The organism is Bacillus sp. SYZHCR11 (assembly GCF_057196865.1).
Genome location: NZ_JBXUND010000005.1, coordinates 1 through 20,071 on the forward strand (window position 1 = coordinate 1; position 20,071 = coordinate 20,071).

The window sequence follows — 20,071 nt, forward strand, 5'->3', positions numbered from 1 at the left end:
CGGTAGTTCAGTTGGTTAGAATGCCTGCCTGTCACGCAGGAGGTCGCGGGTTCGAGTCCCGTCCGGACCGCCATTTTTATTGTAAACGAAACGATCATGTTTTCGTTTTTTTTGTGTTTTCTTTTAATGCTGGCAGCTTGGTATCTAACCAAGCTTTCTTTTATATCGTTAAAGTCTTGGATATTGAAACATAATCCGATACACTAGAAAGAGCTGTATTTCACAAGAGCGTCAGAAAGGGAGACGGGAGATATATGGATGAGTTTGATTTGATTCACAGTATTACACCGCATTCGCATTATCATCCTTCCGTCGATGTAGGGATCGGTGATGATGGTGCGGTTTATACAGCGTCACCCCACATGCAGCAAATTGTCTGCCTTGATACAATGGTGGAGAATGTCCATTTTAAATTAGAGTATTCCTCTCCTCATGATATCGGTTATAAGGCGCTTGCTGTTAACATTAGTGACGTGGCGGCGATGGGAGGCATTCCGAAGTTTTATTTGGTGTCTCTAGCGGTTCCTTCTTGCTGGCAGAAAGCTGACGTCCAGGCAATGTATGAAGGAATGGCGGAACTGGCGAAACTATATCAAATGGATTTGATCGGGGGAGATACCGTCTCCGCTTCCGGTCAAGCCGTAATTACCGTTACTGTCATCGGAGAAGTTGAGAAGGATTGCGCTTGTCTGCGAAGCTCGGCAAGACCCGGGGATGTTGTGTTTGTTACGGGGGATATCGGCTCGTCCGCAGCAGGACTGTCTCTTTTGTTGGGAGAAACACATCCTTCTGCTTTTCATACGAGTGATTATTTTATCCAAAAACATAAACGGCCCGTTCCGAGAGTTCAAGTCGGCCGCTTCTGCTCTCAGCTTCAGCGCGCGGCTCTGAATGATATCAGTGACGGATTGGCCAGTGAGCTGCATGAAATAGCTGCGGCAAGTTCAGTTACGATAGAAATTGAAGAACAACTTCTGCCGGTGCATCCGGATTTGCCTGAGGCAGATTCTGAGTGGAAGAAATGGGTGTTATTCGGCGGTGAAGATTTTGAATTGGTTGGAACGGTTTCTCAGCAAGAGTGGATTTCGCTGCTTGATTACTGCACTCAATCGGGCATTCCGATTGCGAAGATAGGGGCGGTATCTGAACGGAAGGAAGCATGTGTTCTTTTGACAGCCAATGATCAGAGACAAATCGTCCTTGAGAAAAAAGGATACAATCATTTTAAATAAGACGGGTGACTCACTTTGAAGACATTACAATGGAGAACGAAAAACCCCGAAGAAACGAAAGCCGTAGCCAAGCTTGCCGCTTCTTTGGCAAAGCCGGGAGACATTTTGACACTGGAAGGCGACTTAGGCGCGGGAAAAACGACTTTTACAAAGGGTTTTGCCGAAGGACTGGGAATCACGAGAGTGGTAAACAGCCCGACTTTTACAATTATAAAAGAATACCATGACGGTTCGATTCCTCTATATCATATGGATGTGTATCGTATGGAGGATGAAAGCGAAGACTTAGGGCTTGAAGAATATTTTGAGGGACAAGGCGTCTGTTTAATTGAATGGGCTCATTTAATTCAGGATCAGCTGCCTGCTGAACGGTTGCAGATCGTCATCAAGAGAGCCGGTGATGAGGCAAGGGACATTACCTTTACGGCTTACGGAACACGGTATGAAACGCTTTGTGAGGAGATAAATAAACATGACAATACTGGCAATTGATACGTCAAATTACACGCTGGGTGCCGCGCTCGTTCGAGAGAAAACGGTGATGGCGGAGTATATTACATATTTAAAAAAGAATCATTCCGTGCGGGCGATGCCTGCTGTCAATTCATTGCTGAAGGATTGCGGCCTAACACCGCAGGACCTTACGAAAATAGCGGTGGCGAAAGGACCGGGATCGTACACAGGTGTCAGAATCGGTGTGACGCTGGCAAAAACATTAGCATGGTCGCTGAAGCTTCCGGTTTCCGCTGTCTCGAGCCTGGAGGTGCTGGCGGCTAACGGACGGCACTTTCAAGGACTGATCTGCCCGTTATTTGATGCCCGGCGCGGACAGGTATATACGGGACTTTATGAATATCAGGACGGCCGCTTACAATCCGTTCTTCCTGATCAGAATGTCCTTTTGACTGATTGGCTCGACATGCTGAAAGAAAAAGCGTCTCCGGTTTTATTTTTAGGGCACGATACAGCCATTCATGAAGAAACCATTCTGCATGAATTGACATCTCAAGCAGTGATAGGAACGGCTGCACAGCATAATCCGCGGCCGTCAGAGCTGGCGTTTTTAGGCTTGGAAAAAGAAGAGACGGATGTCCACAGCCTTGTTCCGGATTATTTGCGTCTGGCAGAGGCTGAAGCGAAATGGATGGAATCTCAAAAATAGGGTGATAGGGATGAAAACGAAAACGGCGATACGAAGCATGCGGCCGGAAGATATTGATCAAATTTATGAAATTAAAACAGCATCCTTTACTTCTCCGTGGACGAAGGATTCATTTTATCATGAGCTTTTGGAAAATCCGTATGCCCACTACCTTGTCATTGAAAAGGACGGCTGTCTGGCGGGGTATTGCGGAATCTGGATTATTATAGATGACGCGCAGATTACGAATATAGCCATTAAGCCGGAATATCGGGGCCAATCGTTGGGAGAAGCGCTGTTTCGCTCTGCAATAGAATTGTGCAGAGAAAAAAAGGCAAGAAGGCTCTCTCTCGAAGTCAGGGTCTCAAATCATCCCGCCCAATCCTTATATAAGAAATTCGGTCTTCAGGCCGGAGGAATCAGAAAACAATACTATACAGATAACGGGGAAGATGCGTTATTAATGTGGGTGACATTACATGAGTGAAAAACAAGATATTTATGTATTAGGAATCGAAACAAGCTGTGATGAAACTGCGGCCTCAGTCGTGAAAAACGGAAAAGACATCATTTCAAACGTTGTCGCTTCTCAAATTGAAAGCCATAAACGTTTCGGCGGGGTCGTGCCTGAAATAGCGTCCAGACATCATGTGGAGCAGATTACCCTTGTGATTGAGGAAGCTCTTTCGAAGGCGGAGATGGGCTTTGATGATCTTGATGCGATTGCCGTAACGGAAGGACCCGGACTTGTCGGAGCCCTGTTAATCGGGGTCAATGCGGCAAAGGCGTTAAGCTTTGCCCATCAAATACCGTTAGTCGGCGTCCATCACATTGCGGGCCATATTTATGCAAACAGGCTGATAGGAGAGCTTCAGTTCCCGGCGCTTGCTTTGGTTGTGTCAGGCGGACATACGGAATTGGTTTATATGAAAGAGCACGGTTCATTCGAGGTTATCGGTGAAACGCTGGATGATGCCGCAGGCGAAGCTTACGACAAAGTGGCAAGAACGATGGGGCTTCCTTATCCGGGAGGGCCGCAGATTGATAAGCTGGCTGCTGCGGGAACGGATTCCATTCCGCTTCCGCGTGCGTGGCTGGAAGAAGGGTCTTACAATTTCAGCTTCAGCGGCCTGAAATCAGCCGTGATTAACACGCTTCATAACGCCTCGCAAAAAAATGAGGTGATTCCTCCGGAGGATCTTGCCGCAAGCTTTCAGCAGAGTGTCATTGATGTACTGACGGCAAAAACCTCTAAGGCCGCGAAAGAATACGGGGTTAAACAAGTGCTGCTTGCAGGGGGCGTAGCCGCTAACAAAGGGTTGAGAGCCGCACTGCAGCAGGAATTCAGCCATTCGGGAGATCCCGAGCTTATCATCCCGCCGCTTTCTTTATGCACGGACAATGCAGCGATGATTGCGGCTGCCGGAACCGTTGCTTTTGAAAAGGGGATCCGGGGCTCGTACGATATGAACGGACAGCCCGGTTTGGAATTAACATCCTTTGATCGTCTCACGTTGTAAAACGTGAGGCTTTTTTTACTTATTAACAGATAATTCTAACATATCCACAGGATTGTGAATATATTCAGAAATCCAGTCTGGGATAAGGGACTGAAAGTTGTTAGTAAAGTGGATAAAGTCAGAAAATTTTGTGGATAGTGTGTATAAAACGCTTACTTAAATGGCTGACAAGGAGGATAGCTGTGGATAAAAAAGCACCCCTTAAAGAGGTGCTTGACTTTTTCTATTCTTCTGAGGAGAGTTCCTCCCATTCTGCTAATAAGTTTTCGAGCTCTTGATTCAGGGCTTCATTCTCCGCGTGAATGGTCTGTACTTTTTCATGATCCTGATACACGTCAGGATCGCACAGCAGCTCCTCATTGGCACTGATTTTCTCTTCGGCGGATGAGACGGCCGCTTCGATTTCTTCAATGCGTCTCAGGCGCTGCCGTTCTTTCTTCTTCCATTCTTTTTCTTCCTCGTAAGTTCTTTTCGTATCCTGTTTGACCTTGCCGGCAGGCTGAGCCTGCTCCTTTTCCTGCCGCTTCATTTCTTCCAGTTCCAGCTGCTGTGCTTTTTTCTCGGTGTAATAGTCATAGTCTCCCAAATATTCTTCTGCATGATCAGGTGACAGCTCCAGCACTCTTGTGGCGATCCTGTTAATAAAGTAGCGGTCATGCGATACAAATAACAGTGTTCCCGGGTAGTCGATCAGGGCGTTTTCCAGCACCTCTTTACTGTCCAGGTCAAGGTGGTTTGTCGGCTCATCAAGGATGAGAAAGTTTGCTTTTTGAAGCATCAGCTTGGCAAGCGCGACTCTTGCTTTCTCCCCGCCGCTTAACGAACGGACCGGTTTCAGGACATCGTCTCCGCTGAACAGAAAGTTGCCGAGGCATGTTCTGATCTCTTTTTCCGGCATGTCCGGATATTCATCCCACAGCTCGTCCAGCACGCGTTTGGACGATGTCAGTTCAGCCTGCTCCTGATCGTAATAGCCGATTGTGACATTGGAACCGTACGTGATCGACCCGGATTCCGGACTGATCGTGTTCATAATCGTTTTCAGCAAGGTTGATTTGCCGATTCCGTTCGGTCCGACGAGGGCGGCGCTTTCGCCTCTTGTAATGCCGAAGGTCAGGTTTTTCAAGAGCGGCGGCTGGCCGTCATAGCTGATGGAAACATCCTGTACGCGCAGGACGTCGTTTCCGCTCTGTTTTGTAATGTCAAAACGGAAGGCGGCGGATTTCTCATCCCCGAGCGGCTTTGCCATGACGTCCATCCGTTCAAGCTGTTTTCGTCTGCTTTGGGCTCTTTTCGTTGTAGAAGCTCTGGCCAGATTGCGGTCGACAAAATCTTGAAGCTTGGCGATTTCGTCCTGCTGTTTTTCATACAGCTTCAGGTCTTTCTCATACTGCTCAGCTTTTTGTTCTAAATAGGCGCTGTAGTTGCCGAGGTATTTTTTGCTTTCTGTCCGTGAGACCTCGTACACTTGGCTGACGACTTTATCAAGAAAGTATCTGTCGTGGGAAACGATCAGGATTGCGCCTGAATATCCCTGTAAATAATGCTCAAGCCATGTAAGCGTATCGATGTCGAGATGGTTCGTCGGTTCATCCAGAATAAGCAGATCAGGCTGGGTCAGCAGCAGTTTTCCGAGCGCAAGCCTTGTTTTCTGACCGCCGCTCAGGCTTTGCACTTTCACGGAATCGTCAAATTTTCCGAAGCCGAGGCCGTGAAGGATAGATCGGACGTCCGCTTCATATTGATAGCCGCCTTTATCCTTGAAATCCTGCTGAAGCCTGTCATAGGTTTTCATCAGCGTCTCAAGCTCCGCCGGGGCGGCCGTGGCCATCTTTTCTTCAATAGAGCGCATCTCTTTTTCCATTGCTTTCAGGAAATCAAAAACGCTCAGCAGTTCTTCTTTTATGGTAAGCTGGGATTCCAAGCCTGTGTGCTGGGCAAGATATCCCATCGTTAATTCTTTCGGTTTAATTAATTCACCCTTTTCATATGAAAGGTGACCTGCGATAATTTTAAGGAGAGTTGATTTGCCGGCTCCGTTTCTGCCTACTATGGCGATGCGATCCCGAGATCTGACTTCAAGCTTTATATTGTTTAAAATAGGATCAGCGCCAAAAGATTTGGATAGCTGATTAATTTGTAAGATCATCATATTATTTCACCTCTGTTATAATAAGTTAAGTGTAGCTTATCAACCTGCTGTCAGCAAACAATACATCAGAATTGGAACATTATAGGATAAGACATCAGGGAGAAAATAGTGTATGATCAGAAGTAAGGAGAGTTTAAATATGAATGGATTTTCTCATTTTAATGAAGAAGGCCGTGCCCGCATGGTGGATATAAGCGATAAATCTTCAACAGTCCGTACTGCCGCTGCGATATCCAGCGTACACATGAAACATGACGTGTACAGCAGAATAAAAAACCGCGAGATCGGAAAAGGAGACGTGCTGGCTGTCGCACAGGTGGCAGGAATTATGGCCGCAAAGCAGACGTCAGCGATTATCCCGATGTGCCACCCGCTTTCTTTAAGCAGCGTCGACATTTCATTCGGCTGGGAGGAAAAGGATTCCGAAGCCGTTCTTCATATACAGGCAAGCGTAAAAACGAAAGGGAGTACAGGTGTGGAAATGGAAGCGCTAACTTCCGCTTCAGTCTGCGCTTTGACCGTGTATGACATGTGCAAGGCGCTGGATAAAGGAATGGTCATCGGCCCGACCTGCCTCATGGAAAAAACAGGAGGCAAAAACGGTGATTTTAAAAGAGATGCATCTGAGTATAAAGTGGAGGACCAATCATGAACAAGGATCAATCAAAAATTCCACAGGCGACGGCAAAACGGCTGCCGCTTTATTATCGCTTTTTAAAGAATTTACACGCGTCAGGAAAGCAGCGCGTTTCATCGGCTGAACTGAGCGATGCGGTAAAAGTCGATTCGGCCACGATCCGCCGGGATTTTTCCTATTTCGGGGCGCTCGGCAAAAAAGGATACGGCTATAATGTGGATTACCTGCTGTCATTTTTCAGAAAAACACTGGATCAGGATGAAACGACGAACGTCATTTTGATCGGTGTCGGGAATTTGGGGACGGCGTTTCTTCACTATAATTTCACAAAAAATAATAACACAAAAATATCTATGGCTTTTGATGTGAATCAGAGTAAAATAGGAACTGAGGTAGGCGGTGTGCCTGTCTTTGATCTTAATGATTTAGAGCTTCACATAAAGGATGAACCCGTGGCGATTCTTACCGTTCCGGCGGTTGCCGCCCAGTCAATCACCGACCGGCTCGTGTCGCTCGGAATCAAGGGAATCCTTAACTTTACGCCGGCCCGATTGAATGTGCCGGATCACATTCGAATTCATCATATAGATTTAGCAGTAGAGCTTCAATCATTGGTTTATTTCTTAAAGCATTATTCTGTTTTGGAAGAAATTGAATAGCGAAAGGAGGAGCTGCACATGATCGGTCCTGGAAGCCTGGCGGTTATCGGTGTGGTGGCGGTGATTATTTTCGGTCCGAAGAAGCTTCCCGAATTAGGAAAAGCGGCGGGGGACACGCTTCGTGAATTTAAGAACGCTACTAAGGGATTAGCCGGTGAAGAAGAGGAAAAAAAGAAAGAAGAACAGTAAGATAGGATGACGCGTATGAGAGTGAATCAAATGACGCTTGTGGAGCATATTGCCGAACTTCGGAAACGATTGCTGATTGTGGCGTTATCCTTTACGGTTTTCTTTATTGCCGGCTTTTTTCTGGCAAAACCTATCATTGTGTATCTTCAAAAAGCCGATGAAGTAAAAGAGCTCACCCTTAATGCTTTTAACCTGACGGATCCGCTGTTTATCTTTTTGCAGTTCGCGTTTATCATCGGCATCATTTTGACTTCGCCGATTATTCTCTATCAGATTTGGGCGTTTGTCAGTCCGGGTCTGTATGAGAAGGAGCGCAAAGTAACACTCAGCTATATTCCGATTTCGATCGTGCTGTTTGTCGGCGGTGTGTCGTTTTCTTATTATATTTTATTTCCGCTGGTCGTTGATTTTATGAAGCGGGTCTCGAATGACCTGGATGTCAACCAGGTGATCGGGATCACCGAATACTTTCATTTTCTGCTGCAGCTGACGATTCCGTTCGGGCTGCTGTTTCAGATGCCGGTGCTGATCATGTTTTTAACGAGACTCGGTGTTATCACGCCGATGTTTTTATCGAAGATCAGGAAGTACGCATATTTTGTGCTGCTCGTGATCGCCGCGATGATTGCGCCGCCTGAGCTGCTGTCTCACTTGATGATTACCATTCCGCTTTGCATTTTATACGAGATCAGTATCCTGATTTCAAAAGCGGCGTATCGGAAAAGGCAGACCGGCAGTGAATCTGACCAGGACGTATCAGCATAAAAAAAGCCATTTCTCAATGATGAGAAATGGCTTTTCTTTTATTATTTTTGATTTTTCTTCACTTTAAATGAGAAGGCGAACATTTTAAACGAGATGCTGATATTATAAGCGGCGAAAACCATCAGCAGTATGGAATAAAAAGACCACATGCTTCCCGGAGAGCTTGCGGCCAAATACGTAAAGATACAGCCGACTGCGAAATAAATCAAGCCCCAAGTCATTGGGTTCCTCATACAAACAATCCTCCAATAATTAATTGCATTTGCTCACTATGCTGTTCAATATATTTTTGGGCGGGGCCGAGCTGCATGACCACGACAATGGTATTCATCATGACATGGGCGAATATCGGCACAATAATCCGTTTCGTCTGCACATACAAGAACGCAAAGGTAAAGCCCATGGCCGTATACAGCAGCAGGTGCGTGAGGTCTTGATGCACAATGCCGAAAATGACGGAACTGATCAGTCCGGCGATAAAGAAATTCGTTTTTTCATATAATACACCGAAGATGATCTTCCGGAAAATGATTTCTTCAAGAATCGGCCCGACGATAGAAGAAACGATAATCATGAGCGGCATGGCTTTAATAATGTTAAGAATGGCTTTCGTGTTTTCGGAACCGCTGCCCACATGAAAGACATACTGCTCAATCATCCCGGCGATTCCCTGAGAAAATAAAGCGAGCCATATTCCCGCGACCGCCCAGAGAACGGACATGCCGGCGGATGCTTTCTTCCCGTTTCTTAATGTCTGTTTCGGCGCGGTTCTCAAAATCAAGAGAACGATAATCAGGCAGATAAAAAAGCTTACGACGGAATAAATCCCCTGAGCCATGGTGAGATTCGCATTCGTAGGGTGCCCGCCCGCATAGCCGAATTTGTACATTAAAGGAATGCCGATCAATGCGGAAAGCTGCATGATAACATATGTCAAAATGATATACCAATACTGTTTTCTCAAATGATATGTACTCCTTTATCCTATAAAATCAACTTATTTGTTCTTATTGTAACACAAGTGAACTTGACGTGAAAAAAGGAGAAAATCAGTGCGAGAGAGAATCATGTAAGCGTGAAAATTTTTTATTCTTATGACTTGAAATTGGAAGTGAGATTCTTTATTATAATAACTGTGTTAGCACTCTTTAGAGCTGAGTGCTAAAATTACATATTCATACTATTGAGGAGGTTATTACATTGTTAAAGCCATTAGGTGATCGCGTTGTCATTGAACTCGTAGAATCTGAAGAAAAAACTGCCAGCGGAATCGTATTACCGGATTCTGCAAAAGAAAAGCCGCAAGAAGGCAAAATCGTGGCAGCCGGTTCAGGTCGCGTGTTGGAAAGCGGAGAGCGCGTTGCTTTAGAAGTAAAAGAGGGCGACCGCATTATCTTCTCAAAATACGCCGGTACTGAAGTGAAATACGAAGGTACTGAATACTTAATCTTACGTGAAAGCGACATTTTAGCTGTAATCGGCTAAGCAAATAAATATTTTTAAAAATTCGAGGAGGTTTCGTTAACATGGCAAAAGATATTAAGTTTAGTGAAGAAGCACGCCGCGCTATGCTTCGCGGTGTCGATGCGCTTGCTGACGCTGTAAAAGTAACTTTAGGGCCAAAAGGACGCAACGTGGTTCTGGAGAAAAAATTCGGTTCTCCGTTAATTACAAATGACGGTGTGACAATCGCAAAAGAAATTGAACTTGAAGATGCGTTTGAAAACATGGGTGCGAAGCTTGTAGCTGAAGTAGCCAGCAAAACAAACGACGTTGCCGGTGACGGTACGACGACTGCGACTGTGCTTGCGCAGGCTATGATCCGCGAAGGCCTGAAAAACGTAACTGCGGGAGCTAATCCTGTCGGCGTGCGTAAAGGTATGGAACAAGCCGTAACCGTGGCAATCGAAAACTTAAAAGAAATTTCTAAGCCGATCGAAGGCAAAGAGTCTATCGCTCAGGTTGCTGCGATCTCTGCTGCTGATGAGGAAGTCGGAAGCCTTATCGCTGAAGCAATGGAGCGCGTAGGAAACGACGGCGTCATCACAATTGAAGAGTCTAAAGGCTTCACAACTGAGCTTGAAGTTGTGGAAGGTATGCAATTCGACCGCGGATATGCGTCTCCTTACATGGTGACTGACTCTGATAAGATGGAAGCGGTTCTTGACAATCCTTACATCTTAATCACAGACAAAAAAATCACAAACATTCAAGAAATCCTTCCTGTGCTTGAGCAAGTTGTACAGCAAGGCAAACCATTGCTTCTGATCGCTGAAGATGTTGAAGGTGAAGCTCTTGCTACACTCGTTGTCAACAAACTTCGCGGCACATTCAACGCTGTTGCCGTTAAAGCTCCTGGCTTCGGTGACCGCCGTAAAGCAATGCTTGAAGACATCTCTGTTCTTACAGGCGGAGAAGTAATCACAGAAGACTTAGGCCTTGACCTGAAATCTACTGAAATCGGACAATTGGGACGCGCTTCTAAAGTTGTGGTAACGAAAGAAAACACAACAATCGTAGAAGGCGCCGGCGACACTGAAAAAATCGCTGCTCGCGTCAACCAAATCCGCGCTCAAGTGGAAGAAACAACTTCTGAATTCGACAGAGAAAAATTACAAGAGCGTCTTGCGAAACTTGCCGGCGGCGTAGCTGTCATCAAAGTCGGCGCTGCGACTGAAACTGAGCTGAAAGAGCGTAAACTTCGCATCGAAGACGCCCTCAACTCAACTCGCGCAGCTGTTGAAGAAGGTATCGTATCCGGCGGTGGTACAGCGCTTGTCAACGTATACAACAAAGTCGCTGCAGTGGAAGCTGAAGGCGATGCGCAAACAGGTATCAACATCGTGCTTCGCGCGCTTGAAGAGCCGATCCGTCAAATCGCACACAATGCAGGACTTGAAGGATCTGTCATCGTTGAGCGCCTGAAAAATGAAAAAATCGGCGTAGGCTTCAACGCTGCAACCGGCGAATGGGTAAACATGATCGAAAAAGGTATCGTTGACCCGACAAAAGTTACACGTTCAGCCCTGCAAAACGCAGCTTCTGTAGCAGCAATGCTCTTAACAACTGAAGCCGTTGTCGCTGACAAACCGGAAGAAAACGCCGGCGGCGCAGGAATGCCTGACATGGGCGGCATGGGCGGAATGGGCGGAATGATGTAAAAAATTATGATCCCTGTTTGACATAAGGGTTTGCCAGATGTAACACCATATCGAAGTCTCTCACAAGTTCAATGAATTTGTGAGAGGCTTTTTTTAATTTCTATTATTCAACTCAAATTCCGAAAAAATATTCTAATTTATTCAAGTTAGCATCAAGGCATACGACTTTGTTACAAATCTTTTAAAAGAAATTTATGTTCATAGGCGATTTGCTGATTTTTATTCTTTGCATCTTTTGAAGTAAGAGCAGATATTCTTATTTTGTCATACGTTTGCCACCTTTAAATGAAAGTACTTTACTAACAAAAAATAAGGAGTGGAAACAATGGATGAAATGGTACGAAAAGTTCAACAATGGGTAAATCTTGTTTACTTAAACAAGCCAGGTTATGTAAAAATCGATGAAAATGGAAAAACAGGGTGGCCTGTGATTGAGGCTTTGATTACAGGATTACAAATTGAAGAAGGAATTACGTCAACTACTGGAACATTTGGACCTGCTACTATGGCAAAATGTCCTACATTATCAACTGAATCTAATTCCTCGAATGAAAAAACAAGAAATGAAATTATGATTCTTCAAGGTGCATTGTATTGCAAGGGATATAATCCAACTGGTTTTACAGGAACCTATGGTGATGGTACAAAGGCTGCTATAAAAAAATTTCAAACTGATGCAGGGTTGTCTAACCAAGATGGAATTGCAACTCCTATAATCTTTAAAGCGTTATTAAATATGGACGCTTTTGTAAATGTAGGAGATGCCAAAATTCGTAATATTCAACAAGAGTTGAATCGGAAATATTATAAGGTCACTGGCCTTAATCCATGTGACGGTAGATACTCCCGACAAACTAATGAGGCTTTAATTTATGCACTCCAGGTCGAAGAAGGAATAGCAGAACCAACTGGAACATTTGGACCTGCTACAAAATCAAAATGCCCGACAATCTCAATGGGTAGCACAAAAGCTAATTTAGTAAAGCTCTTACAATATGCTTTGTACTGTAATAATCGTGATCCAGGAAGATTTGATGGTATCTTCGATGAAAATATGAGAACAGCACTTATTAATTTTCAAAAGTTTTCAGCATTACCTGCCGATGGAGTAGCTGGAATGCAGACCTGGGCATCTCTTTTAGTAAGCAAAGGTGACGAAGATAGGAAAGGAACAGCTTGTGATTGTGCCACACCAATTAATGCTGCCAGAGCAGCAACTTTGAAAGCCAACGGGTATACAACGGTTGGGAGATACCTTACTGGATCGTATCAGATGACGTTGCCTGAATTAGAGACTATATTTGCTGCAGGGCTTAGCGTATTTCCAATTTACGAGAGAAACTCAATTCAAGCTTCTTATTTTACAGAAACTCAAGGGGTATTCGATGCCAGAGCAGCTGTTGGTGCGGCTAAGGGATTTGGTTTTAAAGAAAATACTATTATTTATTTTACTGTAGATTACGACGCTATTGACGGTGAGGTTACCAGTCGCATACTCCCTTATTTTAAAGCAATTAAAAGGACATTTGCCCAACTCAATAGTGGTTATCAAATTGGTATTTATGGCGCGAGAAATGTTTGTAGTCGCGTGGCCGCAGCCGGTTATTCGGTCAGCAGTTTTGTATGTGATATGTCTTCAGGATTTAGCGGTAACCGTGGCTATTCACTTCCCACCGATTGGGCATTTGACCAAATAAAGACAAGGAGTATAGGGGACGGACCTGGGAAAATAGAGATTGATAATAATATCTCATCAGGCAAGAATAAAGGCGTTAATTCTATAGTTTATAATAAAGAAAATAGTAATAATTTTGTTTCCGCAACAAATAATAAGTTCTTCGAACAATTAAAAGTTTTATATAATACAGCAGTAGATTATGTTACTGAAAAGGAAGGAAATAAACCTAATCCGGTTGGCAATATTACTCAACAGGCAAATGAATTAGTTGCCCAGTATCTAAGAAAAGATGAATATGATGGTTTATTGTGGATTTTAACAGCGGATTTTATTGACACAGATTTTGTTAAAATAGCTGATAACGTATTGAAGGGACAAGAAAAGAGAATCCTGATAGATCCATTTTCTAAACTGACACTAGATGTCGCACATATGATGGCCACTTTTAATGCAATAATTCATAGTTCTGTAGGAATGATACAAGATCTTGCAGGATGGGCAGGTGATTTAATTACAGTAGGGGGAGACACTGTTCGTTATAATGCTAATTATAAAACAACTTATGATGCTGCAATAGATTTAATAGGAGGTCAAATTGGTACATTTGGAATTCAAGATTTATTAGGAGATGTAGACGCTGTTAACCTTGCTATGAATACAAGAACAGGGATTAACTCACAACCAGTTTACAAGGTATTTGAAGAATACTATACTACCGGCTATAGTAGAAGATACTCTCAATTTTTCAAAAACAGATTTAATAATTCATTTGAAGCAGTTACTAAGGATGCAGAGTACTATTTAAACACCAACAATCCTGTATGTTTGGAATTTAAACATCATTTTAATGTTAAGAATTATACCCAAGAGGATGGTCAAGTAATTGCACAAGCATTTGCAGATTGCCTTAAACAAAAAATAAAATTTGAATAATTAATTCTTCCCAAAAGTAAATCGCTGTTTTGATTTACTTTTGGGAAAAGCGTTATAATGCATATTGAGGGGGCGCATATCATTGTGATACAGTTAAAGATTATATATAAGGCAGTATTAGTAATTTTAATAAGTGCCTTTTTTTTATTGTTTAATGGATGGTATTTTCATAAATGTATTATTGATCCGCATTACTACCAATTAACAGATTTTTCGGAAGAAGATATTCAAATTTTTGAGCATTTTTATAATATTGATCTACCTTCAAATACGAAGTTTATTAAAGCTGAGCAATTTGAAACAGGGATAGGTAATTACTCTGCGATTTTGTACGTATCATTACCTGCCAAAAAGGTAAAGCCTTTAGTTTCTGACTATTCTTATATGCCTATCTTTTATAACAATAGGTATACAGTATTTTATGGTGTTAATATTACAAGCAGCAATAAGGAAACAGCACAAATTACATTTGGAGCAGACGATAGTTCGCTGAATGGTTCTTTATGGAGTAAACAAGTAAGGAATCTCTTAGAATCGAAAGGGAAGTATATTGGCGTTTCAGATGAAACTTATGTTATTTCTGCGTTTATATTTAATGTCGTTTTTATTGCATTACTTGTTTGGATCTTGAAAAAGGGCAGAAGAACTAGAGTTTGAATTAAGAAATATTTGAACTCAACAGCCATAGAATGTTGATTAGAAATAATTAAGGGGTTTGTGCGTAATTTAACTTTGTAAAGGGAAGAGTTGAGTACTCTGCCAAAAATCGCATACCCTTAGTTTTAGTGTGGTAATTGTACTTACACAGGGAACATTAGATCATTTTGTAAATACTTAAGGTTATCGCGGACAGAAAGAGTTTTCATGGCACAGATCTTATTAAATAATAAAACTAAGCCAATTTTAAATGCAGTTCAAGAGTATTATAATAGTCTTGTTTTCTAAAGATATAAGCTATTTTATAAAAATAAATTTAATAGTAATGAAATAATTCGAGACTGAATGCGAGTAATATTATGATTGGAGATAATTCTGATATTACAGCGGCAAGGGTAGCCCCAAGGAGTTCAATGCAAATGGAAGTCCCTTATTATACGGAAGAAGAGGGAGAAATTATTGCAAATGCTTTTGCTGATAAAATATTAGACCTTGTAGCAAGTGAATAGAAAATTTAGAGTAGAGTAACATACATTTTAAAAAATATGGCACTCTATATTTTAAGATCTTAAGAATATACAACAAATTATAAGTTCAATTTTTTTTTTGATTTAATGGAAGGAAAGAGAAAGGGGGAAAGATGAGGAAATATTGAGGGATAGTGTCACTTATCATGCTGTTATTCATATTGTGTCTACCCCATACCCATTTGGGCGCTTGGAATTCTAGGGATAAATGTGAGAGGTATTCTAGAGATTAAAAGAACCTAAAGGTTTGCTAAGTATCTTTCTATTTTTATTCCAGTTTGAAATAAACAAGATTTTTTTCACAAGAATCTTAAATTTGCATTAATATTAATAAATTTCTATCATACTTATTCATTCTCAGAAAGATATGGAAAAAACTCTGTTTCTTAGGAAAATATGTTATTATAATTGTGAATTTAAAATATTAAAAAGAAAAGAGGAATTCTAAAGATGAAAAAGTTAGTAATGACCCTGTTTACAGCAGCACTTTTGGGAGTTGCCATTTTCGCAGGTGGGTCAGAAGCATTAGCTATGGATTCGAAAGGTACAATCAAATTTAAAACAGATGCTAATACATATACGAAAAGAGCTACTTCCATTGTGGTTACGGGTACTTTGGCTAAGGATTTAGATAATGGCTTTTCAGTAATTATATTAAATAATAAAGGTAAAGTAATTGCCAGAAAAGATATTTTGCATAGTATTGGTTCACGTAATTTCCGTGTGAGTTTTTCAACGAAAAATCTTCCTGCAGGTAAGTATGATGTGCAAGTTGGACAGGATTGGGGAGGAAGATATTGGTCAGGTGAACTAAAACATTATATTACAGTACAGCATTAATACGGCTGTATAAGTATTAACCTCTTGTTGTTAAAAAGTTTAGCTTTAGAACTTTGTCATTCTGTGAGATATTAATTTTTTCAATAAAGGTATCTTAATCAATTTACTGTACTGATAAAGATACCTTTTTATCTTTAAAAACAACAAGGTCATGAGTGTTTTTCAAAGCTCGTACCGCTAGCCGCAATGTAGTTGTCTTTTAAATGAGAATACCCAGCTGCTCCACCTCACCCCGAATCCCAATCTCAGGCTCCCACGAATCAATCAGACGAATGGCCTTCTGATTCGATTCCATCGCTTTCGTTTTCTCTCCTTTACGATACAACAGCTGCGCCATCCCGTAATAATAGTAGATCAGTTCAACTTGATTGGCGTTGTGTTTGTCATAGAGCATTTGTTCAAAGGCTTTTTCCGCTTTTTTGAGCTGATCACACTTCACGTAAGCCATGCCCAGGTTGAAATAGGCTTCTATTGTTTTTTCGCCGCCGTATGCGGCGCTGGTTGTGTTTGCCGCTTCGTATAATGTGATGGCTTCTTCGTAGTGAGAGCGGGCGAAACTCAGGTCGCCGTGGACCAGAAGAACCCTGTGCCGGATAATGGGGGAGACGGGCTGATCTTTGATGCCTTCCAGCATTGCTGCCGCTTTGTCCGGTTCTCCGGTTTTTAACAGCAGCCTCGATTGCAGGGCGATTCCCCATACTTTCAAGTCGTCGTGATCCGGCGCGCCTGATTGTTCGAGTATCTTCAGGCCGGCTTCTATTTGCCTGAGGGCTTCGTCCGCATCATTAACTTCCATCAGCGCCCAGCCTGCCGTGTCTATCCGAAAGTAAGCTTCCCGCGTGTGTTCGCCTGATTGACGGGCGGCATCGGCGGCTTTTAATCCGTATTCGATTCGCAGGGGCAGGTTGATTCTGCTTAGAAAATGGCTGATGCGGATGATGAGTTTGATCAGGATGTCATGTTGTCCGGTTTCACTCGACCATTCGATGACCTTTAGGATGTTCGGCCATTCCTTTTTCATTTGCTCTAAATTCCGTCCCAGCAGATAGCTCCAATAGACAGAATTGGGCTGTTCCCGCTTTATATGGGTTTCCGCATAATCAATATAATAATGCGCCCAGCGGCTGCGGGCTTCTTTTGCAAATTCGTGATTTTCGGATAAGTGCTGTTCTCCGTAAGCGACAACGGTTTGATGGGCTGCATATTGAATTCTTCCTTCGCTTCGTTCCGGCTGTATTAAAGCATATGACCTCATTTGCTCAATCGCGTAATGAAACCGCCGGACGTCTAATCCGGCCGCTTGAGCCAAGCTTTTTTCATCAGGGGGCTTAGCGAAAAAGCAAAGCGTCTGCCATAGTTTCCGTGTGTCTTCATGACATCTGTCCCATGTGCGGCCAAAGAGAACTTCAAACAATTCCAATAATGAGTAACCCGCTTGTTTAAGCTCTTGTATGAGCTGGGGAGCGGGGATGTCGTCGTCTGACATGTATGCAATGCTCAGTGCCATGGCCTTCGGGTTGCCGGCGGCTGCCGAGATGAATTCATTCTTAAGGTCAGGCGATAGCCGCAGCAGCTGCTCCAGCTTTTCCCGTTTTTGCGGGAGGTTGCATGTTTGCAGACAGCGGTGCACTTCTTGATGGAAAAATTCAAGGGCATCCGTTTGTTCAAGGCCGCTCAGCTGGATGGCCGCCAGTTCCCCGAGGCCGTCCCGGTATGTCTGTTTTACGTTTTCCCGTGCCGTAAGGAGAACTTTTACGCCTTCCGGAAGACCGATGATAAATTCGTGAATGTCATGTTCCGCTGTATCAATGCTGTCAACGATCAGCAATACCGGTTTTTCGTTTGAATGAGCGGCTAATGCATTACGGACGACGAACCGTTTTTCGTTGATGGATTTGTCGATTTGTTCTGCGCGTCCGAGCTGATAGGCGATCGTGTTTAAAAAATCGCTGAAGCTCAATCCTTTCCAGTCAGCGCTGATCCAAATGATGCTGTTGAATGCAGGCCAATCTGGTGAACCGCCGGCACAAAGGTAGGCTGCTTCAAGAGCGATTGTTGTTTTTCCCATGCCGGCCCAGCCTGTGATTAAACAGACCGGTGACGGAGACAGCATCCATTGCCGGATCGCCTCTATATCAAAGCCGCGTCCGATAAAGTTCCCGGTCCGGCGTGACGGTAAGTTATGCGTGACGGGCTGTTCTGTAAGCGCATTCGTTTCATGGCCGGGTCTGTCATGAAACAGCCGCTTTACTGCTTTTTCAACATCTTCATCAGTCGGCGCTCCGAATGATCCGTCTTTCCGGCGTATTTTTGCTTTTTTTAGACAAGACGCCGTCCAAACGGGCAATGCGGGTTTGATGACGGGAATGGTGGTGGTTTCCAGAAGGCCGGTCAGCCATTCAGGATCCATGTCAGTCTTTTCGATAATGATCCAGATCATGCCGAACAGCTTTCCGTCGTCAATTCGTCCGGGAATGTAGTTTGCGCCCATCTGTCCGATCCAGCTTTTGATCGTATTAGAGGAAACGCCTATTCGGAGTGCGATTTGATCGATATAAGACTGTCCTGTTTTTTCGTTCTTTTTCCTTCTGACTTTATAATCAGGATGAAGTTTCAGCGATTTGACGGCAGGTGCCAGCAGTTCTGCAAATTGTGTCCGGTTTTCTAGTTCAGCCATTAGCCTGCACCTCCTATTAGTACTATTTTATCAATTCAGTGTTTTTTGTATATGAAAAAATAAAAAGTACAGTGCGGCTGTCCTTTTATACAGCAGGAAAGGCTGTTGAACGTATGGAAAAGCAGATAAAATAGGGGAAGTAATAGAGAAAACAAAAATGTATGCACTTACATTTCAGAGCAGAGAAAGGATTTTGCCAAATGACTCACACAGTGCCTCAAAACATGAAAGCGGCGGTTATGCACAGCACGAGAGAAATCAAAATCGAAACATTGCCCGTGCCTGACATCAATCATGATGAAGTGTTGATTAAGGTGATGGCTGTCGGAATTTGCGGATCTGATCTGCATTACTATACAAATGGCAGAATAGGCAATTATGTAGTGGAAAAACCATTTATCCTCGGTCATGAATGCGCGGGAGAAATTGCCGACGTCGGATCGTCTGTCGATCAATTTAAAATAGGAGACCGGGTCGCCGTCGAACCCGGTGTCACATGCGGGCGCTGTGAAGCGTGCAAAGAAGGGCGTTATAATCTTTGCCCGGATGTACAGTTTTTGGCGACACCGCCGGTTGACGGCGCGTTTGTCCAATATATCAAAATGCGTCAGGACTTTGTTTTTTCAATTCCGGATTCACTTTCCTATGAAGATGCGGCTTTGATCGAACCGTTTTCTGTCGGCATTCATGCGGCCGCGAGAACGAAGCTTCAGCCGGGTTCAACGGTTGCGATCATGGGAATGGGTCCTGTGGGGCTGATGGCCGTTGCGGCAGCGAAAGCATACGGGGCAGGCACAATCATTGTGACCGACTTGGAGCCGCTGCGGTTAGATGCCGCGAAAAAAATGGGCGCGACGCATGTCATCAATGTCCGGGAACAGGATGCCGGTGAAGAAATTAAAACGATCACGAATGGCAGAGGCGTTGATGCTGCCTGGGAAACAGCGGGGAATCCGGCGGCATTGCAATCCGCACTGGCTTCCGTGCGCCGGGGCGGAAAACTGGCGATTGTCGGTTTGCCTTCTCAGAACGAGATTCCGCTCAATGTGCCGTTTATTGCAGATAACGAGATTGATATATACGGAATCTTCCGTTATGCGAATACGTATCCGAAGGGAATTGAATTTCTCGCTTCCGGCATAGTGGACACGAAGCATCTTGTAACGGACCAATATCCGCTGGAAAAGACGCAAGAGGCGATGGAACGCGCCTTTCAATACAAAAATGAATGCTTAAAAGTGATGGTGTATCCAAATCGCTGAGTGAACGGGGAGGATCTTTGCATTCTCCCTCTTGCTTATCG

The 20,071-nt window shown here is 43.6% G+C and carries 19 protein-coding genes; 15 read left to right on the forward strand and 4 right to left on the reverse strand.

The window, feature by feature from the left end; translation table 11 throughout:
- The first annotated feature begins 254 nt into the window (after nt 1-254).
- Genes thiL through tsaD form a run of 5 tightly spaced genes read left to right on the forward strand, consistent with a single transcriptional unit; the run spans nt 255 to nt 3,893 of the window.
- A complete protein-coding gene (gene thiL, locus AC2CGA_RS16765; RefSeq protein ID WP_015388615.1) occupies nt 255-1,232 on the forward strand; it encodes a thiamine-phosphate kinase in 978 nt (325 codons plus the stop codon).
- Between the two features lie 15 nt (nt 1,233-1,247).
- Nucleotides 1,248-1,724, forward strand: coding sequence for a tRNA (adenosine(37)-N6)-threonylcarbamoyltransferase complex ATPase subunit type 1 TsaE (gene tsaE, locus AC2CGA_RS16770; protein ID WP_095318550.1), 477 nt, complete (start codon nt 1,248-1,250; stop codon nt 1,722-1,724).
- Nucleotides 1,705-2,394, forward strand: coding sequence for a tRNA (adenosine(37)-N6)-threonylcarbamoyltransferase complex dimerization subunit type 1 TsaB (tsaB, locus tag AC2CGA_RS16775; protein WP_095318551.1), 690 nt, complete (start codon nt 1,705-1,707; stop codon nt 2,392-2,394). Before tsaE ends, tsaB begins: the two co-directional genes overlap by 20 nt.
- 10 nt (nt 2,395-2,404) lie before the next feature.
- Nucleotides 2,405-2,860 (forward strand): ribosomal protein S18-alanine N-acetyltransferase, encoded by a 456-nt coding sequence (gene rimI / locus AC2CGA_RS16780; RefSeq protein WP_484480248.1) that lies wholly within the window; start codon nt 2,405-2,407, stop codon nt 2,858-2,860.
- The gene (tsaD, locus tag AC2CGA_RS16785; RefSeq protein ID WP_063174569.1) at nt 2,853-3,893 is read left to right on the forward strand and encodes a tRNA (adenosine(37)-N6)-threonylcarbamoyltransferase complex transferase subunit TsaD; all 1,041 of its coding nucleotides are present in this window, start codon (nt 2,853-2,855) and stop codon (nt 3,891-3,893) included. Before rimI ends, tsaD begins: the two co-directional genes overlap by 8 nt.
- Nucleotides 3,894-4,116: 223 nt before the next feature.
- On the opposite strand, the gene AC2CGA_RS16790 is transcribed toward tsaD, so the two are convergent.
- Entirely contained in the window at nt 4,117-6,045 is a 1,929-nt protein-coding gene (locus AC2CGA_RS16790; protein ID WP_020953910.1) for an ABC-F family ATP-binding cassette domain-containing protein, read from the reverse strand.
- Between the two features lie 139 nt (nt 6,046-6,184).
- Here AC2CGA_RS16790 and moaC point away from each other — a divergent pair, with 139 nt between their 5' ends.
- From moaC to tatC, 4 genes are read left to right on the forward strand one after another with little or no spacing between them, the layout of a single operon-like run.
- Nucleotides 6,185-6,697, forward strand: coding sequence for a cyclic pyranopterin monophosphate synthase MoaC (moaC, locus tag AC2CGA_RS16795; RefSeq protein WP_003155986.1), 513 nt, complete (start codon nt 6,185-6,187; stop codon nt 6,695-6,697).
- A complete protein-coding gene (locus tag AC2CGA_RS16800; protein WP_003155984.1) occupies nt 6,694-7,341 on the forward strand; it encodes a redox-sensing transcriptional repressor Rex in 648 nt (215 codons plus the stop codon). Before moaC ends, AC2CGA_RS16800 begins: the two co-directional genes overlap by 4 nt.
- 18 nt (nt 7,342-7,359) lie before the next feature.
- The gene (locus AC2CGA_RS16805) at nt 7,360-7,530 is read left to right on the forward strand and encodes a twin-arginine translocase TatA/TatE family subunit (RefSeq protein ID WP_003155981.1); all 171 of its coding nucleotides are present in this window, start codon (nt 7,360-7,362) and stop codon (nt 7,528-7,530) included.
- Between the two features lie 6 nt (nt 7,531-7,536).
- The gene (tatC, locus tag AC2CGA_RS16810) at nt 7,537-8,295 is read left to right on the forward strand and encodes a twin-arginine translocase subunit TatC (protein ID WP_088005343.1); all 759 of its coding nucleotides are present in this window, start codon (nt 7,537-7,539) and stop codon (nt 8,293-8,295) included.
- Between the two features lie 41 nt (nt 8,296-8,336).
- Here the strand turns inward: tatC and AC2CGA_RS16815 are convergent, their stop codons facing one another.
- Together AC2CGA_RS16815 and AC2CGA_RS16820 are read right to left on the reverse strand one after the other, a co-directional pair.
- Nucleotides 8,337-8,528, reverse strand: coding sequence for a YdiK family protein (locus AC2CGA_RS16815; RefSeq protein ID WP_003155975.1), 192 nt, complete (start codon nt 8,526-8,528; stop codon nt 8,337-8,339).
- Nucleotides 8,525-9,259 carry a CPBP family intramembrane glutamic endopeptidase gene (locus AC2CGA_RS16820; RefSeq protein WP_003155972.1) on the reverse strand — a complete coding sequence of 245 codons (735 nt, stop codon included), beginning with the start codon at nt 9,257-9,259 and terminating at the stop codon, nt 8,525-8,527. Before AC2CGA_RS16820 ends, AC2CGA_RS16815 begins: the two co-directional genes overlap by 4 nt.
- Nucleotides 9,260-9,495: 236 nt before the next feature.
- Between AC2CGA_RS16820 and groES the strand changes: the two genes are divergently transcribed.
- From groES to AC2CGA_RS16845, 5 genes are all read left to right on the forward strand, one after another.
- Nucleotides 9,496-9,780 carry a co-chaperone GroES gene (gene groES, locus AC2CGA_RS16825; RefSeq protein ID WP_003155970.1) on the forward strand — a complete coding sequence of 95 codons (285 nt, stop codon included), beginning with the start codon at nt 9,496-9,498 and terminating at the stop codon, nt 9,778-9,780.
- A 41-nt stretch (nt 9,781-9,821) separates the two neighbouring features.
- Entirely contained in the window at nt 9,822-11,456 is a 1,635-nt protein-coding gene (gene groL, locus AC2CGA_RS16830; protein ID WP_003155941.1) for a chaperonin GroEL, read from the forward strand.
- A 325-nt stretch (nt 11,457-11,781) separates the two neighbouring features.
- The gene (locus tag AC2CGA_RS16835; protein ID WP_043866880.1) at nt 11,782-14,067 is read left to right on the forward strand and encodes a glycoside hydrolase domain-containing protein; all 2,286 of its coding nucleotides are present in this window, start codon (nt 11,782-11,784) and stop codon (nt 14,065-14,067) included.
- A 57-nt stretch (nt 14,068-14,124) separates the two neighbouring features.
- Nucleotides 14,125-14,724 carry a hypothetical protein gene (locus AC2CGA_RS16840; protein ID WP_043866881.1) on the forward strand — a complete coding sequence of 200 codons (600 nt, stop codon included), beginning with the start codon at nt 14,125-14,127 and terminating at the stop codon, nt 14,722-14,724.
- Nucleotides 14,725-15,701: 977 nt separating this feature from the next.
- Nucleotides 15,702-16,091 carry a hypothetical protein gene (locus AC2CGA_RS16845; RefSeq protein WP_003155825.1) on the forward strand — a complete coding sequence of 130 codons (390 nt, stop codon included), beginning with the start codon at nt 15,702-15,704 and terminating at the stop codon, nt 16,089-16,091.
- Between the two features lie 199 nt (nt 16,092-16,290).
- On the opposite strand, the gene AC2CGA_RS16850 is transcribed toward AC2CGA_RS16845, so the two are convergent.
- Complete coding sequence (locus AC2CGA_RS16850) at nt 16,291-18,768, reverse strand: NB-ARC domain-containing protein (protein WP_484480249.1); 2,478 nt, start codon at nt 18,766-18,768, stop codon at nt 16,291-16,293.
- 200 nt (nt 18,769-18,968) lie between these two features.
- Between AC2CGA_RS16850 and gutB the strand changes: the two genes are divergently transcribed.
- Nucleotides 18,969-20,030 carry a sorbitol dehydrogenase gene (gene gutB / locus AC2CGA_RS16855; RefSeq protein ID WP_003155821.1) on the forward strand — a complete coding sequence of 354 codons (1,062 nt, stop codon included), beginning with the start codon at nt 18,969-18,971 and terminating at the stop codon, nt 20,028-20,030.
- Nucleotides 20,031-20,071: the final 41 nt, after the last annotated feature.